The sequence below is a fragment of the Nocardioides caricicola genome, from assembly GCF_039541135.1.
Classification (GTDB): Bacteria; Actinomycetota; Actinomycetes; order Propionibacteriales; family Nocardioidaceae; genus Nocardioides; species Nocardioides caricicola.
The window spans coordinates 13,302-34,031 of record NZ_BAABFQ010000005.1; the positions used below are offsets into that span (position 1 = coordinate 13,302).

Below are 20,730 nucleotides of genomic sequence, written 5' to 3' on the forward strand. Positions count from 1 at the left end.
CTGGTGCGGATCTCACGGCCCGTCATGGTCGGTGCGCACCAGTCGGCTGCGGGGTGTTCGTCCCCGGCAACGGGTCGGCCAGCAGGTCGGCGACGAGCGCCGCGAGCAGCAGCGTGCGGCCCGGGAGCTCCTCGACGAGGACGTGCTCGGTCGCGGCGTGGGCGCCGCCGCCGACGGCGCCGAGACCGTCCAGCGTCGGGGTGCCGACGCCGGCGGTGAAGTTGCCGTCCGACGCGCCACCGACGGCCGCGGAGCCCGGTACCTCCTGACCGAGGCGCACGGCGAGGCGGCCGACCCGCTCGTACAGCGCGGCCGAGGCCGCGGCCTCCAACGGCGGACGGTTGGGCCCGCCGTGGATCTCGACCTCGGCGCCCGGGAGCACCGGGCGCAGCGACCGCATCGCCGCATCCACCCGGTCCTGCTCGGCGATGCTGCGCACGCGCACGTCGACCGCGAACGAGCCGGAGGCCGGCACGGTGTTGGTGGTGGTGCCGGTGCCCGAGGCGGTCGGGGTCACGGTGGTGCCGAGGTCGTGCCGGCCGAGCGCCGCGACGTCCAGCACCTGGTGGGCGAGCTCGACGGTCGCGTTGACGCCGAGCTCGGGATCCAGCCCGGCGTGCGCGGCGCGGCCGACGAGCCGTACGTCGTACAGGGAGACGCCCTTGCGCTCGGTCTTGAGCAGCCCGCCGCCGGCGGACGCCTCGAGCACCAGCGCGGCCTCCAGGCCGCGAGCCTCGTCCTCGATCAGCCCGCGCGAGGTCGGCGAGCCGAGCTCCTCGTCACCGGTGACCAGGATCGTGACGCCGTCCGCGCTCTCCAGCGAGGCGATCGCGTGGAACGCCATCACCAGGCCGGCCTTCATGTCGAAGCAGCCCGGTCCCCGCAGCACGCCGCCGTCGACGGAGAACGGGTGCGTCTCCAGCGAGCCCAGCGGCCACACCGTGTCGTGGTGGCCGAGCACCAGGACCCGGGCGGGCCCGTGCCCGAGCCGCCACCGCAGGTGCGTGACGCCGTCGAGGACGATCCGCTCCGGCTCGGCACCGAGCCGGGCGGCGCCGATCCGGGCCACGACCTCGGCGGAGCGCGCCACCGCAGCGTGGTCGGACGACGGCGACTCGCACTCGACCAGCTCGCGCAGGTCGGCGAGCAGCAGGGTCAGGTCCATCAGTCCACCCGTGGAGTCGCGCGCACGCCGAAGTGCACGTAGCGCTCGCCGGTCGGCAGCTCGTAGAACGTGACGGGCGCCCAGGTCTCCGCCTCCGGCGGCTTCACCGCGAACAGCGCAGGTCCGACGGGGACCATCGGGTACTCGTCGACCGGGTCGGGGACCATCTCGGCGAGCGGGCCGAGGACCGTGGTCCGCAGCACGGGTCCCTCGTCGCCGGCGAGCACCTCCATGCGCACCGACGAGCGCGCGTAGGTGCCGAGGTACGGCGTCACGTCGACCTCGACGGGCTCGGCCGGCGGGGCGAACGGCGTGGACATCTCGATGCCGGCGACCTCCCAGAAGATCTCGCGGTAGAGGTCCTGGTAGAGGTCGCGGGTGTTGCCCCCGTTGCAGAGCAGGGCGACCGCGACGCCCTGGTCGGGTGCGATGCGCAGGAAGCCGGCCTGCCCCAGGGTGTTGCCGTCGTGGCCGATGAGCCGCGTGCCGTTCCAGCCGAAGCGGATCCAGCCCAGGCCCCAGGAGTCGCCGAGGATGTACTTGTCCGGGAGGTCGGCGTGGTGCTGTGCCATCGCCTCGACCGACTCGGCCGACAGGACCCGGATGCCGTCGGGCGCCAGCCCGCCGGAGAGGTGCAGCTTCGCGAAGCCGAGGACGTCGCGCGTCGTCGACTTGATCAGCCCGGCCGGGCCGGTCGAGCGCGGCAGGTCCCAGACCGGCGTGGGGACCTGCTCGCCGTTCGCCTCGACGTGGCCGACGGCGGCGCCGAACAGGATCGCCTCCTCGGCGAGCGTGCAGGTGCTGTCGAGACCGAGCGGCGTGAACAGCATGTCCTTCATCGCCTGGTCCCACGTCTTGTCGGTCAGCTTCTCGATCACCCGGCCGAGCAGCGACCAGCCCGAGTTGCAGTAGGACCAGGTGGCGCCCAGCGGGTGGTTCTGCGCGACGTCCGCGAGCAGCGCGGTGTACTTCTCCAGGTTGTCGTCGCCGCGGCCGGTGTCGGTGAAGACGTCGCCGTCGATGCCGCTGGTGTGCGTGAGCAGGTGCCAGATCGTCAGCTGCTTGGTGACGTCGGGGTCGGACAGCTGGAGCTCCGGGATCACCTCCACGACCGGCGTGTCCAACGCGACCTTGCCCTCGTCGACCAGCTGCATGACGACGGTCGCCGTCCAGACCTTGCTGATCGAGCCGATCTGGAACACAGACTCTGGGGTGGCCGGCTGGCCGGTGCGCTTGTTCAGCGTGCCGTACGCCGCCTCGACGATCTGGTCGCCGGCGAGGATGCCGAGCTGCGCTCCGGGAACCTTGTGCTTCTCGGCGAGCACCTCCAGGCGCTCCTGCCAGTGGGCGAGGTCGAGGGTGTTCTTGGCCATCAGATGCTCCTGTTTCCGGGTATGGCGGCGAGCAGAGTGCGGGTGTAGTCGTGGTCGGGTTCGGAGAGCACCTGCCCGGTCGGGCCCTGCTCGACGATCCGGCCGTGGTGCATCACCGCGACGTGGGATGCCACGTAGCGGACGACGGCGAGGTTGTGGGAGATGAAGAGGATCGTGAGGCCGAGCTCGCGCTGGAGCTCGCGCACCAGGTTGAGGACCGCGCCCTGGATGGAGACGTCGAGGGCGGAGGTGATCTCGTCGGCGACGATCACCTCCGGCTTCCCGGCGAGCGCCCGGGCGAGCGCGACCCGCTGGCGCTGACCGCCGGAGAGCCCGGCCGGGCGCATCGCGACGCGGTCGGGGTCGAGGTGCACGAGCTCGAGCAGCCGCTCGACCTCGGCGCGACGCTCCGCTCGGGACGAGCCCGGCGGGATGGCCTCGGCGACGCTCTCACCGATGCTCATCCGCGGGTCGAGAGAGGAGTACGGGTCCTGGAACACCATCTGCAGCGGGCGGCGGCGACCCCGGGTCGGGACCGGCTTGCCGTCGAGCAGGATCGTGCCGGAGTCGACCGGCGCGAGCCCGACGGCGGCGCGGGCGAGGGTGGACTTGCCGGAGCCCGACTCCCCCACCAGCCCGAGCACCTGGCCGGACGGGACGGTCAGGCTGACGTCGTCGACGGCGGTCGTGCTGCCGTAGCGGACGGTGACGTTGTCGAAACGGAGCTCGCTCACGAGGCCTCCACCTCCTCCAGCTCGCGGTCCACGACCTCGATGTCGATGGGCTCGCCGGCGTGCCAGCACGCGACGCCGTCCACCAGGGCCGGCTCCTCGGTGCGGCAGCGCGCCGAGGCCAGCGGGCACCGGGCGGCGTACGCGCAGCCCTGGGGCACGTCGGACGGGTCGACCGGCCGGCCCGGGATCACCGCGAGCGGCTCGTCGAGGTCGGTGTGCATGTCCGGGACGGCGGCCATCAGCGCCCGCGTGTACGGGTGCTGGGCGGCGGAGAGCTCACCTGCCGGGAGGTCCTCGACGATGCGGCCGGCGTACATCACCAGCACGCGGTCGCAGACCTCACCGACGACCGTGACGTCGTGGCTGATCAGGATCAGCGCGACGTCGTCGGCCTCACGGATCGACGCGAGCAGGTCGAGCACCTGCTGCTGGACCGTGACGTCGAGCGCGGTGGTCGGCTCGTCGGCCACGATCAGCGCCGGCGTCCCCATCAGGCCCATGCCGATCATGGCGCGCTGGCGCATGCCGCCCGAGAACTCGTGCGGGTACTGGTGCGCGCGCTTCTCGGGCTCGGTGATGCGGACGGAGCGGAGCCGGTCGACGGCCCGGGAGAGGGCGTCCTTCTTGCTCAGCCCCTGGTGGTGGCGCGCCGACTCGGCGAGCTGGCCACCCATCCGCTGGGTCGGGTTGAACGACGTCATCGGGTCCTGGAAGACCATGGCCATCGAGGTGCCGAGCAGCTGGCGCTGGGCCTTGGAGTCCGCGGCGCGCAGGTCGGTTCCGAGCAGGTCGAGCCGGTCGGCCTCGACGCGGCCGGAGTCGTCCACGAGCCGCGAGACCGCGAGCGCGGTCAGGGACTTGCCGGAGCCCGACTCCCCCACGACGCCGACCGCTTCGCCACGCCGTACGGCGAACGAGATGCCGCGGACCGGGCGGATCGGGCCGCGCGGGCCGGGGAACGTGACCCGCAGGTTGCGGACGTCGAGCACGACGTCGTCGACGTCCTCCGCCGGCCGGCGGGACGCGTCGACCGGCGCCACGTCCTCGAGGTGCGCCGACACCGACGGGAGCTCCGGGATGCCGCCGACCACACCGACGCCCAGCGCCTTGGCGACGGACTCGCCGAACAGGTTGAACGCCAGGCCGGCGACGATCACCGCGGTGCCCGGCACCAGCGCGGCCCAGGGGTTCACGTAGATCGAGCTGATGCCGTCGTACAGCAGCCGGCCCCAGTCGTACTTGGGCTGCTGGACGCCGAGGCCGAGGAACGACAGGCCCGCGAACGCGAGCAGCGCGCTGCCGGCGCTGATGGTGGCGTTGACGACCAGCGGCTCGGCGATGTTCGGCAGCACGTGGCGGAACAGCGAGCGGAACCGGCCGACGCCGGCAACGCGGGCCGCGGCGACGAAGTCACGGGAGGCGATGCCGGCGACCAGCGTCTGGGTGAGGCGGCCGAACGCCGGCGCCCCCGCCATGCCGATCGCCAGCACCGCACCCGTCGCCCCCACGCCGAAGATCACCGCGAAGAAGAGTGCGAGGAGGATGCCCGGGAACGCGACGGCGATGTTGATGCCGGCGTTCACGAACCGGCCGGCGCGCCGGCCGAGCAGGAACGACGCCGTCCCGAGGACCAGGCCGACGACGACCGCGATCACCGTCGCCGACAGCGCCAGCTCGACGGAGAGCCGGGTCGCGACCAGGGTCCGGTAGAAGATGTCGCGACCCAGGTTGTCCGTGCCCGCCCAGTGCTCGCTCGACGGCGGGGCGAGGATGTTGCTGGTGTCGATCGCGTCGGCGTCGTCGGTCCACAGGATCGGCGCGATCACAGCCATCACCAGCACACCGACGGTGAGCAGGGTCGCGGTCAGCCCGAGCGGCGTGCGCAGCACGCGCATCCAGCGACGCATCAGTCCTCCCGGATCATCGAGCGGGGGTCGAGCAGCGCGAGCGCCACGTCGACGGCGGTGTTCACGAGCAGGACGGCGACGCCGTACACGATCACGATGGCCTGCACGACCTGGTAGTCCTTGTTCAGGATCGACGACACGATCGTGCTGCCCAGGCCGGGCCAGGCGAAGACGTTCTCGACCAGGACGGTGCCGGCGACCATCGAGCCGAGGATCAGCCCACCCAGGGTCAGCGACGCGGTGAGCGCGTTCGGCAAGGCGTGACCGAGGTAGACCGAGCGGTTCGGGATCCGCTTGGCGCGGGCGGTGCGGACGAAGTCGGCCTCCAGCACCGCGACCATCTCGACCCGGATGATCCTGGACAGGATCGCGGCCGGGCCGACCATCAGCGCCAGCACCGGCAGGACGTACGACGACGGGGTGTCGTTGCCGGCCACCGGGAGCCAGCCCAGGTTGACGCCGAACACGTAGACGAGGCCGACCGCGATGAGGAAGTCGGGGATGATGCCGATGATCACGCTGGTGGTCGTGAAGGCCAGCTCGGTGCGGCGGCCGTGGCCGCGCCGGGTGAGCACGCCCATCGTGACGCCGAGCGGAACCGCGACCAGGACCGCGACCACGAAGGCGAGCACCGCGAGCTGGAGGGTCGCGGGGAGCCGCTGGGAGACGATGTCGGAGACCGGCAGCTGCGAGGTGATCGACGTGCCGAGGTCGCCGGTGAACAGGTTCTGCAGGTAGTGCCAGTACTGCACCAGGATCGGGTCGTCGAGGCCCATCTCCTCGCGCTTCGCCGCGACCAGGGCGGCCGGTGCGGTCGGCCCGAGGGCCGCCCGCACCGGGTCACCCGGGATCAGGTGGATCATCAGGAACGACGCGGTGATCAGCACCCAGAGGGACACCAGCAGGCGGCCGAGGCGTCGTACCCCGAACCGGACCCACGGGTGAGCGGTGACGCCCACCCGTGGAGCCGGGGCGACCGAGCTCGCCAAGGACATGCGCTACTCCGAATCCACTAGGGGTTTCACTCCGCCAGCATGCGGATGCTGGTGGGGGCGAAAGTGCCGGGGTACTCGAACTCCGCGCCGTTGCCGAACGTCTTCACGACGTTGTTGGCGAACGGGATGATGTCGGCGGCGGCCACCAGCGCCGACTCGGCCTCGAGCCACGTGTCGCAGCCCTCGGTGCCGTTCATGGCGTTGGCCGCTTCGACACCGGCGGCGTAGTCGGCGTTGTCGATGCCGGAGAAGTTCGTGCCACCGTCGGCCATGCCGGGACCGGACAGGAACGGGACCAGCTGGTCGGGGCTGCTGACGTTGAGCGGGACCCACGCGATGTCCCAGTCACCGGTGCCGAAGATCGCGCCCTGCAGCGCGGTCTCGTCGACGCCCTTGGCGGTCACCTCGGCGCCGGCCGCCTCCCACTGCTGAACGGCGAGCTCGGCGGCTGCGGACACCGCGGCGCCCGCGGCGCTGGAGTAGAGGAACGTGAACTTCTTGCCGTCGAGCACGGCGGAGGCCGCGTCGACGTCCTGGGCCGGGAGCGCGCCCGAGATCGAGTCACCCGGGCAGGAGGCCGGCGCCAGCGAGGCGAACGTCGTGGCGAGGTGGCCCTCACCGGCGGTCGACACCGAAGCCAGCTCGGTGAAGTCCAGCGCCTGCGTCAGCGCCATCCGCACCTCGGCGTCCGAGGTCTCGTGGCCCTCGTTGTGGTTGTACCACTGCTCCCCGACCATCGCCTCGGTCTCGGTGTGGAACAGGCCTTGCGCGTCGAGACGCTTGGCGTCGGGGCCCTGGATCATCGCGGCGTTGATGTCACCGGAGAGCAGCAGGTTCGCGGCCGTGCCCTCGTTCTCGACGATCTTCATCACGACGGTGTCGGGCATGCCCTCCTCGGCCGTGGTGGCGCCGTCCGGGCCCCAGGTGTACCCGTCGCGGATCTGGTACGTGTAATGGTCGCCGGGCGCCGCCTCGGTGAGCTCGTAGGGGCCGCTGCCGAGCGTGGAGTCGGCCAGCGAGGCGCGGTCCTTCATGCCGGCGTCGCAGACGATCGGGAGGCTGGCGAGACCGTTCAGCACGAACGGCGCGGGCGCGGCCAGCGTGATCGTGACGGTGCCGGCGGCGTCGTCGGCCTCGGCGGTCGCGCCGGCCGGGACGAACGTGCCGAGGTACGGGCTCTTGTTCTTCGGGTCGCCGACGTAGGCGAGGTTGTCCGCGACGGTCGTCGCCGTGAGCGGGCTGCCGTCGGAGCAGGTCACACCCTCGTTCAGGGTCACGTTGACCGTGGTGCCGTCGACGGTCCACTCCTTGGCCAGCTGGGGGCCGATCTCGCCGGACTCGCCGTCGACGAAGAACAGCGTGTCGTAGGCGAGCTGGTTCACGGCGAACAGCTGGCTGCTCGCCGACGACTGCGGGTCGAGCTTGCCGGGGTCCCCGGCCAGCGACATCGTGAACGTGCCGCCGTCGACGTACTGGCTGTCGCTGTCGCCGGTGGGATCGGAGTCGCTGTCACCGCCGCAGGCGGCGAGGAAGGCGGCGGTCACGCAGAGGACTGCTGCGGATCGACCGAGGACGGTCAACTTCATGGCGGTTCCTGTCTCGTCGCGTTGGTGTGGCTGGGTCGTGCTGGTGGTGCTGGGCGGTTCCGGTGGTGCAGGGAAGCTCAGGCGCCGGCGCGCCGGACGGCGCGGCCGACGTGGAGGTAGAGCGCGCGGCCCTCGCCGTCGTCGCCGAGGAACACGTGCGGCAGGTGCATGCCGTGCTCGGGCACGAGCGGGATCAGGCTCCCGTCGCGGAACGGCACCAGCTCCTTGCGGTCCGGCTTCTCCCCGAGCTCCTCGAACATGCCCTTCGGGACCTGCTCGATCCAGATCCGGCCGTCGTCGTCCTGGCTGATCGTCATGTCGGCGATCTCGGTGGAGTAGGTGCCGGCGTACCGGCTCGCGTCGATGCGCTCGGGGTCGGCCGGCGGCACCGGCAGCGCCGGCATCTCGATGCCGGTGAGCTTCTCGATGATCGGAGTGACCAGGTCCTCGTAGAAGGAGATGATGTCGCCGCCGTTGGTCAGCAGGACGATCGCGACGCCGGCTTCCGGGATGATCCGCAGGAACGCGTTCTGGCCGATGGTGCTGCCGTCGTGGCCGACGATCGCGCCACTTGGGAGGTCGAACCGCTCGAAGCCGAGACCCCACGAGGATCCCATGATCCCGAGGTACGGGACGTCGACGGCGTGCGCCTGCATCCGGGCGGCGGTGCCGGGAGCGAGCACCTGGGTGCCGTCCTCGGCCCTGCCGTCGGCCATGTGCATCGCGGCGAACTTCAGCAGGTCGCGCGGACGCATCGCGAGCATCGAGCCGGCCGGGGCGTTGGACCGGGCGAACGTCCAGACCGGTGCGGGCTGGTAGCCGGTCCCCGGCTCGAGCTGGACGTGGCCCATCGCGGCGCGGAACATGATCGCCTCGTACGGGTTGGTGGCCGCGTGGGTGAGGCCGAGCGGTGCGAACAGGTGGTCGCGCAGGCAGGCGTCGTAGTGCTTCTCGCGCAGCACCTCGACCAGGCGGCCGAGCACGCAGTAGCCCGCGTTGTTGTAGGAGAACATCTCCCCCGCCGGGAACAGCTGCGGGACCTCGCCGAGCACCCCGAGGTACTTCTCGACGCAGTCGTCGCCGACCCCGGTGTCGGTGAAGATGTCACCTTCGAAGCCGGCGGTGTGGTTGAGCAGCATCCGCGTGGTGATCCGGGAGGCCGCGGCCTCGTCCCCGATCACGAACTCGGGCAGGTACGTGCGGATCGGGACGTCGAGGTCGACCTTGCCCTCGTCGACCAGCTGCATGACCAGGGTGCTGGTCCAGAGCTTGGTGATGGACCCGATCTGGAAGAGCGAGTCCGTCGTGGACTCGACCCCCGTGTTCCGGTTCAGGACCCCGGCCGCGCTGTCGATCACCTCGCCGCCCGCCAGGACGCCCACGGCAGCGCCGGGAACGTCGTACTTCTCGATCAGGGCAGGGAGCTGCTCGGTGATCCAGGCCTCGACCTCGCGCAGGGTGCTCATGCCGACACGTTAGGAACGAGGGCGCGGTCGCAGTTCGTCGTCCCACACAAGGCGGACGGGGCGGGTCCGTTCGCACGGACAGTCCCAGATCACAGCCGGGTAACGGACGCTCCTCGACCGACCCCGCGCGGGCGCTCGGCCGTCAGGCCGTCTTTCCGTCAGGCCGTCTCCCCGTCGTGGTCGACCCGGACCACCAGCGCGTCCGGCTGCAGCACGAACCGGAGGCTCGACGCCTCGGTGAGGACGTCGCCGTCCACCTCGCACAGCTGCGGCGGGTCGACGGCGAGCCTGACGTCGCGGCCACTGGTCCGCTCGAGCGCCGGGCCGTCGTCGCGGTTGGCGAGGACCCGAGCCGCGACGCCGACCCACTGGGTCAGGCTCTCCGGGCTGACCGTGGCGACGTCCAGCTCCCCGTCGTCGAGGAGCGCGTCGGGCAGGAGCACCATCCCGCCGGTCAGCTCGCCGCAGTTGCCGACGACCACGGTGCGCGCCTTCTTGGAGTTGGTGGGCTCCCCGTCGACGACGAGGTCGAGCGCGAACGGCGGGTCGGTCAGGTGCTTGCCGCCGCTGGCGACGTACGCCGCCCAGCCCACCTTGCCCTTCACGCCTTCGGGAGCGTCGGCCATCATCTGGGCGTCGAACCCGACCCCGGCCATGACCGTGAAGCAGTGCACGTTCTCGGCGGCCGCAGGCAGCCCCTCCAGCTGGTCGGGCGTCGGGTCGAGGACCAGCCAGCCGACGTCGATGGTGCGGTCCCTCCCGGTGAAGGCCACCCGCGCGGCGTCCTCCATCGGGTCGACGTGACCGCCCACGTTGCGGGCCAGCAGGTTGCCGGTGCCACCGGGCAGGAGCCCGATCGGCACCCCGGTGCCGACCAGCTCCTGGGCGACGGCCCGGACCGTGCCGTCTCCCCCGAGCGCACACACCAGGCTCGCGCCACGGGCGACCGCGTCGCGGGTCTGGCCGAAGCCCGGGTCGTCCTCGGTGGTCTCGACGAAGGTCGGCTCGGGGAGGCCGGCGGCCCTGGCCACCTCCGACAGGGTCTCGCGGACGTCGTCGAGGTCGACCTTCGTCGGGTTGACGACGACCGTGATGCCCGCGGAGGCGTCAGAGCCGGGCATAGCGGGCCCGAGCGAAGGAGTAGACGCCGTACGCCGCGAAGCCGAGCGCGATGCCGATCAGCAGGACCGGGCCCGCGGGCAGGTCACGCAGGGACTTCAGGCCGCCGTCGAGGCCGGTGACCTCTCCGGCCGTCTGCTGGATGGCAGCGGTGATGAACAGCAGGCCGACCGCGACGAGCGCGATGCCCTTGCCGATGTAGCCGACCCGCGCGGCGACGACGGCCGCGCGTCCGGGGTGCTCCTCCAGGTCGTCGAGGAACTTCTGCTTCCAGCCCTTGTAGACGTGGTAGAGCGCGATGCCGATGATCGCGACACCGACCAGCCCGACGAGCACCCGGCCCGCGGGGGCCTCCATGAGCGTGCGGGTGAAGTCCTTGGTCTGCTTGTTGCTCGACGTGTGCCCGCCCATCGCGAACACACCCGCGGTCCAGGCGAGCGCGGCGTACATGACCGCCTTGCCACCCGCCTTCGCCTTGTCGAAGGCCTCGCTGGACGCGAACACCTCCGTCACCTGCCACAGCGCCAGCAGCGCGAACCCGACGACCAGCACCCAGAGCAGGAACTGCCCGAAGGGCTGCTTCGCGACCGCCGACACGGCGCCGGACTGGCTCGCGTGCGCTCCGGCGCCGATCGCGACCTGCACGATCAGCCAGGCGAGGACGAGGTGCAGCACACCACTGGCGGCATAGCCGAGACGAGCTCCCCACTCCACGACCGGGTGGTCCCCGGCCTTGCCCGCGGCTCCCTTGGCGGCCGTGGTCGCGCGTCCCACCGACATGTTCTGTTGTGACATGGTCTCCCTCATTTTCCGTCCCCGTAGTGACTTACCCGGCGCGGGGTGCCGCTAAGCGCGGGTCTGGTCCAAGGGCCGCTCTGCTGCGGTCGGCTCGTCCCCCGCCGGGTCGCGGCGGAGCCAGTTCCACGCGAGCAGGCAGGCGACCAGGCCGTTGACGATCGCCACGATCACGTCGCTGAGGTGGTGCATGCCGCGGTAGAGCCGGGCCGACGCCACGGCGAACGGCATCAGCACGCAGACCGTCATCACGGCCGCGCGCAGTCCGGGGTGCCGGATGCGCAGCGCCATCAGGGCGAGCGTGAAGTAGAGGCCGGTGGCCGCGCCGGTGTGACCGCTCGGGAAGCTGGACGTCGGCGGCGAGTCGTCGAGCTTCTCCACGTCGGGCCGCTCCCGGTCGATGAGCAGCGTGGTGAAGAAGAAGACCAGCGCCTGCGCCGAGATCGCGATCAGCGGGATCACGGCGTACCACCACTGCTTGGTGCGCCACCACACCAGGCCGACCACGACCAGGCAGATGCCGATGATGCTGACGGTCGCCCCAGCCCAGGAGAAGACCAACGTGATGTTGTCGAACAGCGTGGTGCGCGACGACTCGAGCGACCGGTTGAGCTTCTCCTCCGAGATCCCGTAGTCCTTCAGCGGGCCGTCGGCCAGGGACCAGCCGATCGCGAGGACGATGAGCCACCACGCGACGAGCGGGAGGAAGACCCGGACCGCGAGGTCGCGTCCGGCCTCCTTCAGCGTCGGTCGGGACTGGTCGTCATGCCACCTGGTGAGCATCGTCATCAGTGGACTCCTTCGAGGTGAGGTCGGACGGCTCCGGCGGGCTCCAGCCCACGTAGCCGGCGTACGACGCGACACACAGGCCGACCCCGAGCACAACACCCGCGGTCACGTCAGAGAGGTAGTGCGCGCCCATGAAGAGCCGGTCCGCACTGGTGAGGAGGATCCAGGCCGCCCCGATCGCCAGGAGCAGGCGCCGCGCCGTGACACCCAGGACCGGGCGCAGCAGCAACAGCACGACCGTCACGATGATCGCGTTGTTCGTGGCGTGCCCCGACGGGAACGAGTACCCGTGGTGCACGGCCAACGGCTCCTCGATCACCGGCCGCGACCGCTGCACCAGGAGCTTCAGCAGCACGGCCACGAGCCAGCCGGTGGCCATCGTGGCGACCGCCCACATCGCGCGGGTACGCAGGTTCAGGCGGAACCAGGCCAGCAGGCACAGCGGCACGCCGATCACGGCGTACACGACCCACGGCTGGGTGACCATCTCCCAGACCTCCGCTGTCGAGCGGATCCACTCGTGCGACCGGGCGGCGTCCGTCGCGGCAACGCTCAGCTCACGGTCGAGCGCGGTGAGCGGGCCGAAGTCGGTGCGGACCAGGAGCGCGAGCAGGGCGATCGGGATCGCCACGACCACCGCGTAGACGATCGCACGCGCCAGACGGCGCGCTCGACTCGGATGTACCTCCATCCCTCCCATGCAACGCATCCTGCGCCGTGGCCGTCGCGCCCAAACCCGCTCAACGGCTGAGGTTTGAGCGCAGCAGGTGTGAGAAGGATTGCTCCGTGGATGTGAGGGAGTGGCTGCTGGTCAGCGAGGAGAGGGAGAATCCGCACACCGCGATCGACGCGCTGCGCGAGGACGGGACGGCGTGGACCGCCGGCAACACCGTCCGGGCGCTGGTGCACGGGCGCGACTACTTCGCGGAGCTGTACGAACGGATCTGCGCGCTCGGGCCGGGCGACCGGTTCTACTTCGCGGACTGGCAGGGTGACCCCGACCAGCAGCTGACCGACGACCCCAGGACGACGCTCAACAACACGCTGGTCGACGCCGTTCGCCGTGGCGTGGACGTCCGCGGGCTGCTGTGGCGATCCCACTGGCACCGACTCGGCTTCAGTGCGCACCGGCACCGCCAGCTCGGCGAGGAGATCGGTGAGGCCGGCGGGCAGTGCCTGCGCGACATGCGGGTCCGCACCCGGGGGGCCCACCACCAGAAGTTCGTCGTGATCCGCCATGCCGACGACCCGAGCCGGGACGTCGCGTACGTCGGCGGCATCGACCTCTGCAACGGGCGCCGGGACGACGCCAAGCACCAGGGCGATCGGCAGCCGGTGGACCTGGCGCGGGCCTACGGGCCGACGCCCGCCTGGCACGACGTCCAGGTCGCCGTGCAGGGACCCGCGGTCCACGACGTCGAGACGACGTTCCGCGAGCGCTGGGAGGACAGCACCCCGCTGACCCTCAACCCCGGCCGGTTGATGTCGAGCTTCTTCCACCGCGAGGACCTCACGCCCGAGCCGCTCGGCGAGCAGGCACCGCCCCCGCCGCCGCGGCCCGACGGCAACGAGGTCGTGCAGATCATCCGCACGTTCCCGGTGATCTACCCCAAGTCCTACGACTTCGCGCCCGAGGGCGAGCGCTCCGTCATGCTCGGCAACACCAAGGCGATCGCCCATGCCGAGCGGCTCGTGTACGTCGAGGACCAGTACCTCTGGTCCGAGGAGGTCGGCGAGCACTTCGCCAGCGCCCTGCGCGCCAAGCCCGACCTCCGGCTGGTCGTGGTGCTGCCGATCGTGCCCGACCGCGAGGGCGCCGCCGCGGAGGTCCCGCAGCTGTACGGGCGGTCGCTGGCGATGAAGAAGATCCTGGAGGCCGGCGGCGACCGGGTGGCCGTGTTCGGGCTGACCAACGACAGCGGCCTGCCGGTGTACGTCCACTCCAAGACCTGCATCATCGACCACCGCTGGGCGAGCGTGGGGTCGGACAACCTCAACCGCCGTTCGTGGACCAGCGACAGCGAGATCGCCTGCGCGGTCGTCGACGGGCGGGGCGAGGCGGGCGCACCGGCTCCGGCGGACTCGTTTCCCCGGGTCCTGCTGCGGACCCTGGTCGCCGAGCACCTCGACTGCCACCCCGACGACGTGCCGGAGGACCCGCACGAGCTGTTCGACGCCATGGTGGCCAGCGCCGCCGCGCTCGACGCGTGGTACGCCGGCCGTCCCGGTGGGACCGGGCTTCGCGACCGGCTCGCCGGACACCTCCCGCGCCGCCCGGTCCCGGTCCCGACGTCGGTGAGTCGCCACCTCCCGGGACACGCGCACCGACGCCGCCGGGTGCAGGACCGCGCGGCGCACTACGCGCTCGCCGGCCCCGACCAGCGGCCTCCCGGCCGGTTGCGCCGGCTGGCCACCCCCGAGCTCACCGCCGCCCAGCTCCGCTGGGCGCCGCGGCTGTACCACCTGCTGTTCGACCCGGACGGCCGGCCACGACCCGGAGAGGGCGACTGACATGGCGAAGAACCACGGGTGGCGCGACGACCCGCGCGAGCTGCTCCGGGCGGGCGAGGACTTCGACCTCGAGGGGATGGACCGCGGCGCGAAGCCCGGCTGGAAGGCCGGCAAGAAGGCGGCGGGCCGGTTCTGCCACGAGCGCGGTGACCTGCTCAGCGAGCTGCAGGAGCGGCTGTTCGCCGAGGGGCGCGCCGGCGGCAAGCGCTCGCTGCTCGTGGTCGTCCAGGGCCTCGACACCGCGGGCAAGGGCGGCGTCGCCCGCCACGTGATGAGCAAGGTCGACCCGCAGGGGGTGGCGCTGCGCTCGTTCGGCGCCCCCACCGACGAGGAGAAGAAGCACCACTTCCTCTGGCGGATCAAGAAGGCGCTGCCGGGTCCGGGACTCATCGGGGTCTTCGACCGCTCCCACTACGAGGACGTGCTGGTCGCCCGCGTCGACGAGCTCGTCCCCCGAAAGACCTGGGAGCAGCGCTACGACGAGATCAACGCGTTCGAGGCCGACCTCGTCGCCTCCGGGACGACCGTCCTCAAGCTCGGGCTCATGGTGAGTCACGACGAGCAGGGCCTGCGGCTGATGAAGCGGCTCGACCGGCCCGACAAGCACTGGAAGTACAGCAAGAACGACGTACCCACCCGCGCCCAGTGGGACGACTACCAGGCCGCGTACGGCGACGTCTTCCGGCGCACGTCGACCGAGGAGGCGCCCTGGTACGTCGTACCGGCCGACCACAAGTGGTACGCCCGGCTCGCGATCACCGAGATCCTCACGCAGACGCTGATCGACATGGACCCGGAGTGGCCGCAGGTCCGGTGGGACCCGGAGGTGCAGCGACGCAAGCTGGCCGCCACGATGAGCACTGCCGCGCTGCGAGCCTCCCTGAAGGAGACCGAGCGCCAGGTCAAGAAGGCCGTGAAGGCCGACCGCGAGGTCCAGGAGGAGGCCGCCCGGGCGCGCGAGGAGGTCGCGGGTTCCGACCCGATCGCCGCGGCCGAGGCCGAGGCACGGGAGGCCGAGGCGGTGGCGTCAGCCGCGACCGCCATGCTCGACCTCAAGCGGACCCGGAGGCAGAAGGCCGAGCTGCTGGAGGAGCGTTCGTAGCCGTACCGCGTCGTGCGGGGCGAAGCCCTTGGCGTCGTTGTCGAAGTAGACGACCACGTCGGCGTCCTCGGACCAGTCGCGGCAGCGCTCCGCCCAGCGCTCGAGCGCGGCGTCGGAGTAGCCACTCGTGTACAGCTCGGTGTCACCGTGCAGGCGCACGTAGACCAGGTCGCTGGTGACGGCCTCCGCCATCGGCCAGCGCCCCGCGCTGTCGGCGACCACGCACGCGATGTCGTGCTCGCGCAGCAGCGCGAACGCCTCGTCGGTGCAGTACGTCGCGCTGCGGAACTCGAGCGCGTGTCGCACCCGCGCTCCCGCCAGCCCTCGCGGCGCGCGCGTGCTGGCGCGGTCCTCGGGCAGCTTCGTGTCGTGGCGGCGCGCGAGCGCGGCGACCTCACCCACGGTGCGCGGCAGCAGGTCGAAGAAGTCGGCGAGCAAGCGGGCGTCGTACTCGAGCCGCTCGGGGAGCTGCCACAGGAACGGTCCCAGCGTGGGGCCGAGCTCGAGCACACCGGAGGCGAAGAAGTTCGCCAGCGGCGCCTCGACGTCCCGCAACCGCTTGAGGTGGGTGACGTAGCGGCCGCCCTTCACCGCGAAGCAGAAGTCGTCAGGGACCTGCGCGCGCCAGGAGCGGTACGACGTCGGCCGCTGCAGCGAGTAGAACGACCCGTTGATCTCGACGCTGTCCAGCCGCTCGGCGGCGTAGGCCAGCTCACGCCGTTGCGGCAGCCCCTTCGGGTAGAAGTCGCCGCGCCAGCCGGCGTACGTCCACCCCGAGATGCCGACCCGGATCTCACCCATGCCAGGGCGGTACCCACCTACCCGTGGTCGACCGGGGGCGCGTCGCTCAGCGACCCGAGCCAGGCGCCGGCCGAGCTCCCCCACTGGTCGAGCTCGGCGTCGTTCATCGGCGCCGTGCAGCGGATCCACGACTCCACCCGGGCGAGGCGGGCGAGCTGGAGCGCTGCGGGGAGCGCCGCGCGGAGCTCGGCGGCCGGGGCGTAGTCGGTCCAGGTCTCGAGCGCGGCGTCGGCCACCCGGCGCCGGTCGCGCTCGTCGCCGTCGAGCAGGTGCAGCGGGATCAGCAGCGCGGCCAGCGGCTCGGTGACCATCGCGTCCGCGAAGTCGAAGAACCGCAGCTCGCCCCCGACGTCGAACACGTTGTGGCCGTGCAGGTCGTTGTGGCACAGCGTCAGCGGCAGCCCGAGCGCGCCGACCTGGTCGGCCCATCCGGCGATCTCCGGCAGCCGGGCCCGTACGCCGGCGAGCGCCGCGGGCGCGGGCGCCCGTGGGTCGCCGTCGGGAAGGGCGGCGAACTCGTCGAGCCGGCGCTCGACGTACTCGACCGCGTCACCCGGCGCGAGCACGGTCAGTCCCGCCTCGACCAGCCGGTCGGCGTACCGCGACACCTCGACCTGGAGCTGGGCTCCGGCCGCGGCGACCCGGCACCACGTGTCCACGTCGTCGACTCCGGCGTCGCCGAGCGTGCGGCCGAGGTCCGGGGTGAGGAACAGGCCACGCCCGATGTCGGCACCGGTGAGCGGGACGACATGGCGGTGGGCCAGGTCGTTGAGCGCGACGACCACGGCGGCCTCGTAGGCCTGGGTCGCGCAGTTCTGCTTCGCGAAGAACACGCCGCTGGCGGTCTCGGCCCGCCATACCGTCGCCCAGGCCCGGGTCTTCACCGGCTCGAGCGCGCTGGGCTCCCCCACCACCGAGGCCACCCAGCCGCGCAGCTCGTCGCGGAAGGCGCCGCTCGACCAGCGCTCGCTCGCCGACGGCAGCTGGAGCGTCAGGTCGGCCCACCGCGTCATGGGCGCCAGCCTGTCATGCTCAGGGAATGGAGATCGAGAAGCTGGAGCCGCTGCCGGAGGACTGGGACCGCGCACTGTGCGTCGTGGCGCACCCCGATGACCTGGAGTTCGGCGCCGCGGCCGCGATCGCGCGCTGGACCGGCCAGGGCAAGACCGTCACCTACTGCATGGTGACCAGCGGCGAGGCCGGCATCGACGGCCTCGCCCCCGACGAGTGCCGGACCGTCCGCGAGGCCGAGCAGGTGGAGTCCGCCCGGATCGTCGGCGTCTCCGAGGTCGAGTTCCTGCACCAGCCCGACGGGATCCTCGAGTACGGCGTCCCGCTGCGCCGCGAGATCGCTCACGTCGTACGCCGCCACCGCCCCGACATCGTGATCACCGGCAACTTCCGCGACACCTGGGGCGGGGTGAACCTCAACCAGGCCGACCACATCGCGACCGGCCGGGCCGTGGTGGACGCCGTCCGCGACGCGGGCAACCGCTGGGTGTTCGCCGAGCAGCTGACCGACGGGCTCGAGCCGTGGGGCGGGGTGCGCGCGGTCTGGGCGGCCGGCTCCCCCGTCGCGGGACACGCGGTCGACACCACCGACACGTTCGACGCCGGGGTCGCCTCCCTCGAGGCGCACCGCGCCTACATCGACGGGCTGGGCTGGGAGAACTGGGACCCCCGCGAGTTCCTCGAGGGATTCGCCCGGCAGACCGGCCAGCGGCTCGGCGTCGCGTTCGCCGCGGCGTTCGAGGTGTTCCCGATGGGCTGGGGCGAGTAGCTGCGCCACCAGGAAGACCAGAAGGGCCTGACGGTGATCGTCAGGCCCTTCTCTCTGCTCCCCCGGTTGGACTCGAACCAACAACCCTCCGGTTAACAGCCGAATGCTCTGCCAGTTGAGCTACAGGGGATCGGTGCAGCCCGCACAGATTAGCAATCGGCATCGCGGAGGAAAAATCGAGGTCCTCCCCGGCGTTTCTAGACGGTGCCGACCTCGAGCTGCGCCGCGGCCAGGGCCTCGGCGGCCGCGGCGCGGACGGCGGGGTCGTCCGGGTCGACGCCCTCGTCGTACTCGTAGATCCAGCGCACCGGGTCGCGCCCGTGGGGCGCGCGCCGTGCGATCACGCGCACGCCGCGCTTGCCGGCGATCGGGACGTGGCGCTGCAGCACGATGCTCGCGGTGACCCGCTCACGGACCAGCTGCAGCAGCAGTCCGGGCTCGGTGAGGGCGAAGATGTGGACCGGGCGGACCTCGCCCCAGGACCCGACCTCGCTGACCCGCAGGACGCCCTCGTCGGTGTCCCAGTCGGCGGCCTGGACATCCTCCCAGGGGATCCGGACGGTCTCCTCGAGCCCGAGCGAGCCGGCACCGAGGCCGCGGACGACGTACAGCGCGTCCCGGGTGCCGCCGACCATCGCATCCTCGGCGGCGGCGTGGGCCAGCAGCCGCTCACCGCGCTCGACGCGGATCGGCGGGCGCTCGCGCTTGAAGAGGCTCACTGCGCCGGCCCCGCCAGGCGGTCGCGCAGCATCCGGCGGTGCGCCTCGAGCGCCGCCAGCTCCCCGAACATCTTGTTGAACTCCTCGGCCTGCTCCACCGGGTTCGTGCGCTGGAGCTTGGACTTGATCGCGTTGATCCGGCGGGCGGTCGTCAGCTCCATCAGGGCGAAGACGTGCTGGGCGACGTAGGCCGCGTCCGGCTCCTTCTTCAGCGGCTCGACGGCGAGCTCGCTGACCGCCGAGGACACGGCCGGCTCCCCCGCGGCGTCGCGCAGCCGGGTGACCCAGCCCGGGTCGTTCGCGCCGGCACCGGGGCCACCGGCTCCGGCGACCAGCTCCCAGACGGCCCGGTAGGTCGGGTGGGTGAAGTCGTTCGGACCGATCTCGGACGTGGCGCGGCCGATGGTCATCGGGTGCTGGACGACGAGCTTCAGCGTCTCCCGCTCGAGCGAGAAGCGCGGGTCGCGCAGGTCGGGTACGGCGGACCGCGGCGCGGCGGGCTGCTCCGCGGCCGCCGCGCGCGGGTCCTGCCCGGGCTTCCGGTTGGCGGCCCGGCGGACCTCTGCTCGCGCCTCGTCGACGTCGACGCCGACCATCCCGGCGATCTCGCGCGCGAAGGCGTCGACCTTGGAGCGGTCCCGGATGCTCGAGACCAGGCGGGCGCTCTCGCGCAGCGCGTCGATGCGGCAGTCGGCCCGGTCGAGGTCGTACTTGCTGACGATGTTGGCGAGCACGAAGCGGTACAGCGGGACCCGGCGCGCGACCAGCTCGCGCACGGCGGCGTCGCCCTTCTTGATCCGCAGGTCGCACGGGTCCAGGCCGTCCGGCTCGACCGCGACGTAGGTCTGCGAGACGAAGTTCTGGTCGCCCCCGAACGCGCGGATCGCCGCCTTCTGCCCGGCGGCGTCCCCGTCGAAGGTGAAGATCACCTCGCCACGGAACTCCTCGTGGTCGTGCAGGAACCGGCGCAGCACCCGCGCGTGGTCGTCCCCGAACGCCGTGCCACAGGTGGCGACCGCCGTCCCGACGCCGGAGAGGTGGCACGCCATCACGTCGGTGTAGCCCTCGACGATCACCGCCTGGGAGGAGCGCGCGATCTCGCGGCGGGCCAGGTCGATGCCGTACAGGACCTGGCTCTTCTTGTAGATCTTGGTCTCGGGGGTGTTGAGGTACTTGGCCTCGATCCGGTCGTCCTCGAAGATCCGGCGCGCTCCGAAGCCGATCGTGTCGCCCGGCGCGTCCCGGATCGGCCACAGCAGCCGGCCGCGGAACCGGTCGTACGCCGAGCGCCCGATCGCCACCAGGCCGGCCTCGACGGTCTCCTCCTGGGTGAACCCGCGGCCCTTGAGGTGCTTGAACAGCGCCTCGCCGTCGCGCGGGGCGAAGCCGATGCCGAACGTCGCCGCCGCGGTCTGGTCGAACCCGCGCTCGGACAGGAACTGCCGCGCGGCCAGCGCTTCCGGGGTCGCGAGCTGCTCGGCGTAGAACTCCTGCGCGACCCGGTTGGCCTCGATGAGGCGCTGCCGCTGCGGCCCCTTCGGACGCTCGTCGCGGGCGTCGCCCTCCTCGCGGCGCAGCATCACCCCGGCCTTCTCGGCCAGCCGCTCGACGGTCTCGGTGAACGTGAGGCCGTCGATCTTCATCAGGAAGCTGATGACGTCGCCGCTCTCGCCGCAGCCGAAGCAGTGGAAGAAGCCGCGGGCCGGCGTGACGTGGAACGACGGCGACTTCTCGTCGTGGAACGGGCAGAGCCCCTTCTGCGAGCCGCCGCCGGCGTTGCGGAGCGTGACGTACTGCGAGACGACGTCGTCGATGCGCGTCTTCTCGCGCACCTCGGCGATGTCCTCCTCGCGGATCCGGCCTGCCACGTCGCGGAGTCTACGGTCCG

At 71.8% G+C, this 20,730-nt stretch carries 18 protein-coding genes and 1 tRNA gene; 3 read left to right on the top strand and 16 right to left on the bottom strand.

Annotation, left to right across the window (positions count from 1 at the left end; genetic code table 11):
• Positions 1-22 precede the first annotated feature (22 nt).
• The 11 genes from ABD875_RS08410 to ABD875_RS08460 form a co-directional block, all read right to left on the bottom strand.
• Entirely contained in the window at positions 23-1,165 is a 1,143-nt protein-coding gene (locus ABD875_RS08410) for a M20/M25/M40 family metallo-hydrolase (protein WP_345173317.1), read from the bottom strand.
• Positions 1,165-2,538, bottom strand: a complete 1,374-nt coding sequence (locus ABD875_RS08415) for a serine hydrolase domain-containing protein (RefSeq protein ID WP_345173320.1) — start codon at positions 2,536-2,538, stop codon at positions 1,165-1,167. Before ABD875_RS08415 ends, ABD875_RS08410 begins: the two co-directional genes overlap by 1 nt.
• Positions 2,538-3,272 carry an ABC transporter ATP-binding protein gene (locus ABD875_RS08420; protein WP_345173323.1) on the bottom strand — a complete coding sequence of 245 codons (735 nt, stop codon included), beginning with the start codon at positions 3,270-3,272 and terminating at the stop codon, positions 2,538-2,540. Before ABD875_RS08420 ends, ABD875_RS08415 begins: the two co-directional genes overlap by 1 nt.
• Positions 3,269-5,179, bottom strand: coding sequence for a dipeptide/oligopeptide/nickel ABC transporter permease/ATP-binding protein (locus ABD875_RS08425; RefSeq protein WP_345173326.1), 1,911 nt, complete (start codon positions 5,177-5,179; stop codon positions 3,269-3,271). The genes ABD875_RS08420 and ABD875_RS08425 overlap by 4 nt, the downstream gene beginning before the upstream one ends.
• Positions 5,179-6,174: an ABC transporter permease gene (locus ABD875_RS08430; protein ID WP_345173329.1), complete on the bottom strand. Its 996-nt coding sequence runs from the start codon at positions 6,172-6,174 to the stop codon at positions 5,179-5,181. Before ABD875_RS08430 ends, ABD875_RS08425 begins: the two co-directional genes overlap by 1 nt.
• A 26-nt stretch (positions 6,175-6,200) precedes the next feature.
• Positions 6,201-7,760, bottom strand: coding sequence for an ABC transporter substrate-binding protein (locus ABD875_RS08435; RefSeq protein WP_345173330.1), 1,560 nt, complete (start codon positions 7,758-7,760; stop codon positions 6,201-6,203).
• A 77-nt stretch (positions 7,761-7,837) separates the two neighbouring features.
• Positions 7,838-9,226, bottom strand: a complete 1,389-nt coding sequence (locus tag ABD875_RS08440) for a serine hydrolase domain-containing protein (RefSeq protein WP_345173332.1) — start codon at positions 9,224-9,226, stop codon at positions 7,838-7,840.
• A 158-nt stretch (positions 9,227-9,384) separates the two neighbouring features.
• A complete protein-coding gene (locus tag ABD875_RS08445; protein ID WP_345173335.1) occupies positions 9,385-10,347 on the bottom strand; it encodes a diacylglycerol/lipid kinase family protein in 963 nt (320 codons plus the stop codon).
• Positions 10,334-11,140, bottom strand: coding sequence for a DUF1206 domain-containing protein (locus tag ABD875_RS08450; RefSeq protein ID WP_345173338.1), 807 nt, complete (start codon positions 11,138-11,140; stop codon positions 10,334-10,336). Before ABD875_RS08450 ends, ABD875_RS08445 begins: the two co-directional genes overlap by 14 nt.
• 51 nt (positions 11,141-11,191) lie before the next feature.
• Positions 11,192-11,929, bottom strand: coding sequence for a phosphatase PAP2 family protein (locus ABD875_RS08455; protein ID WP_345173341.1), 738 nt, complete (start codon positions 11,927-11,929; stop codon positions 11,192-11,194).
• The gene (locus ABD875_RS08460; protein ID WP_345173343.1) at positions 11,904-12,620 is read right to left on the bottom strand and encodes a phosphatase PAP2 family protein; all 717 of its coding nucleotides are present in this window, start codon (positions 12,618-12,620) and stop codon (positions 11,904-11,906) included. The genes ABD875_RS08455 and ABD875_RS08460 overlap by 26 nt, the downstream gene beginning before the upstream one ends.
• Before the next feature lie 95 nt (positions 12,621-12,715).
• Here ABD875_RS08460 and ABD875_RS08465 point away from each other — a divergent pair, with 95 nt between their 5' ends.
• Together ABD875_RS08465 and ABD875_RS08470 are read left to right on the top strand one after the other, a co-directional pair.
• Positions 12,716-14,440: a phospholipase D family protein gene (locus ABD875_RS08465; protein ID WP_345173346.1), complete on the top strand. Its 1,725-nt coding sequence runs from the start codon at positions 12,716-12,718 to the stop codon at positions 14,438-14,440.
• Position 14,441: 1 nt separating this feature from the next.
• On the top strand, positions 14,442-15,542 hold the full coding sequence (locus ABD875_RS08470; protein WP_345173351.1) for a PPK2 family polyphosphate kinase: 1,101 nt from the start codon (positions 14,442-14,444) through the stop codon (positions 15,540-15,542).
• Here ABD875_RS08470 and ABD875_RS08475 read toward each other — a convergent pair.
• Together ABD875_RS08475 and ABD875_RS08480 are read right to left on the bottom strand one after the other, a co-directional pair.
• Positions 15,468-16,343, bottom strand: a complete 876-nt coding sequence (locus tag ABD875_RS08475; RefSeq protein ID WP_345173353.1) for a DUF72 domain-containing protein — start codon at positions 16,341-16,343, stop codon at positions 15,468-15,470. The two genes, ABD875_RS08470 and ABD875_RS08475, sit on opposite strands and share 75 nt — an antisense overlap.
• 17 nt (positions 16,344-16,360) lie before the next feature.
• On the bottom strand, positions 16,361-17,356 hold the full coding sequence (locus tag ABD875_RS08480) for a phosphotransferase (RefSeq protein WP_345173356.1): 996 nt from the start codon (positions 17,354-17,356) through the stop codon (positions 16,361-16,363).
• 26 nt (positions 17,357-17,382) lie between these two features.
• Between ABD875_RS08480 and ABD875_RS08485 the strand changes: the two genes are divergently transcribed.
• On the top strand, positions 17,383-18,123 hold the full coding sequence (locus ABD875_RS08485; RefSeq protein WP_345173359.1) for a PIG-L deacetylase family protein: 741 nt from the start codon (positions 17,383-17,385) through the stop codon (positions 18,121-18,123).
• Between the two features lie 57 nt (positions 18,124-18,180).
• Here ABD875_RS08485 and ABD875_RS08490 read toward each other — a convergent pair.
• The 3 genes from ABD875_RS08490 to dnaG form a co-directional block, all read right to left on the bottom strand.
• A tRNA-Asn gene (locus tag ABD875_RS08490) sits at positions 18,181-18,253 on the bottom strand.
• A gap of 67 nt (positions 18,254-18,320) precedes the next feature.
• Positions 18,321-18,842 (bottom strand): hypothetical protein, encoded by a 522-nt coding sequence (locus tag ABD875_RS08495; protein ID WP_345173362.1) that lies wholly within the window; start codon positions 18,840-18,842, stop codon positions 18,321-18,323.
• Entirely contained in the window at positions 18,839-20,710 is a 1,872-nt protein-coding gene (gene dnaG, locus ABD875_RS08500; RefSeq protein WP_345173364.1) for a DNA primase, read from the bottom strand. The genes ABD875_RS08495 and dnaG overlap by 4 nt, the downstream gene beginning before the upstream one ends.
• Between the last annotated feature and the right edge of the window lie 20 nt (positions 20,711-20,730).

What these genes read in the sequence shown, in the direction of transcription:
- ABD875_RS08410 (WP_345173317.1), bottom strand. Translation starts at nt 1,165, where the DNA reads ATGGACCTGACCCTGCTGCTCGCCGACCTGCGCGAGCTGGTCGAGTGC.
- ABD875_RS08415 (WP_345173320.1), bottom strand. Translation starts at nt 2,538, where the DNA reads ATGGCCAAGAACACCCTCGACCTCGCCCACTGGCAGGAGCGCCTGGAG.
- ABD875_RS08425 (WP_345173326.1), bottom strand. Translation starts at nt 5,179, where the DNA reads ATGCGTCGCTGGATGCGCGTGCTGCGCACGCCGCTCGGGCTGACCGCG.
- ABD875_RS08430 (WP_345173329.1), bottom strand. Translation starts at nt 6,174, where the DNA reads ATGTCCTTGGCGAGCTCGGTCGCCCCGGCTCCACGGGTGGGCGTCACC.
- ABD875_RS08435 (WP_345173330.1), bottom strand. Translation starts at nt 7,760, where the DNA reads ATGAAGTTGACCGTCCTCGGTCGATCCGCAGCAGTCCTCTGCGTGACC.
- ABD875_RS08440 (WP_345173332.1), bottom strand. Translation starts at nt 9,226, where the DNA reads ATGAGCACCCTGCGCGAGGTCGAGGCCTGGATCACCGAGCAGCTCCCT.
- ABD875_RS08445 (WP_345173335.1), bottom strand. Translation starts at nt 10,347, where the DNA reads ATGCCCGGCTCTGACGCCTCCGCGGGCATCACGGTCGTCGTCAACCCG.
- ABD875_RS08450 (WP_345173338.1), bottom strand. Translation starts at nt 11,140, where the DNA reads ATGTCACAACAGAACATGTCGGTGGGACGCGCGACCACGGCCGCCAAG.
- ABD875_RS08455 (WP_345173341.1), bottom strand. Translation starts at nt 11,929, where the DNA reads ATGACGATGCTCACCAGGTGGCATGACGACCAGTCCCGACCGACGCTG.
- ABD875_RS08460 (WP_345173343.1), bottom strand. Translation starts at nt 12,620, where the DNA reads ATGGAGGTACATCCGAGTCGAGCGCGCCGTCTGGCGCGTGCGATCGTC.
- ABD875_RS08470 (WP_345173351.1), top strand. Translation starts at nt 14,442, where the DNA reads ATGGCGAAGAACCACGGGTGGCGCGACGACCCGCGCGAGCTGCTCCGG.
- ABD875_RS08475 (WP_345173353.1), bottom strand. Translation starts at nt 16,343, where the DNA reads ATGGGTGAGATCCGGGTCGGCATCTCGGGGTGGACGTACGCCGGCTGG.
- ABD875_RS08480 (WP_345173356.1), bottom strand. Translation starts at nt 17,356, where the DNA reads ATGACGCGGTGGGCCGACCTGACGCTCCAGCTGCCGTCGGCGAGCGAG.
- ABD875_RS08485 (WP_345173359.1), top strand. Translation starts at nt 17,383, where the DNA reads ATGGAGATCGAGAAGCTGGAGCCGCTGCCGGAGGACTGGGACCGCGCA.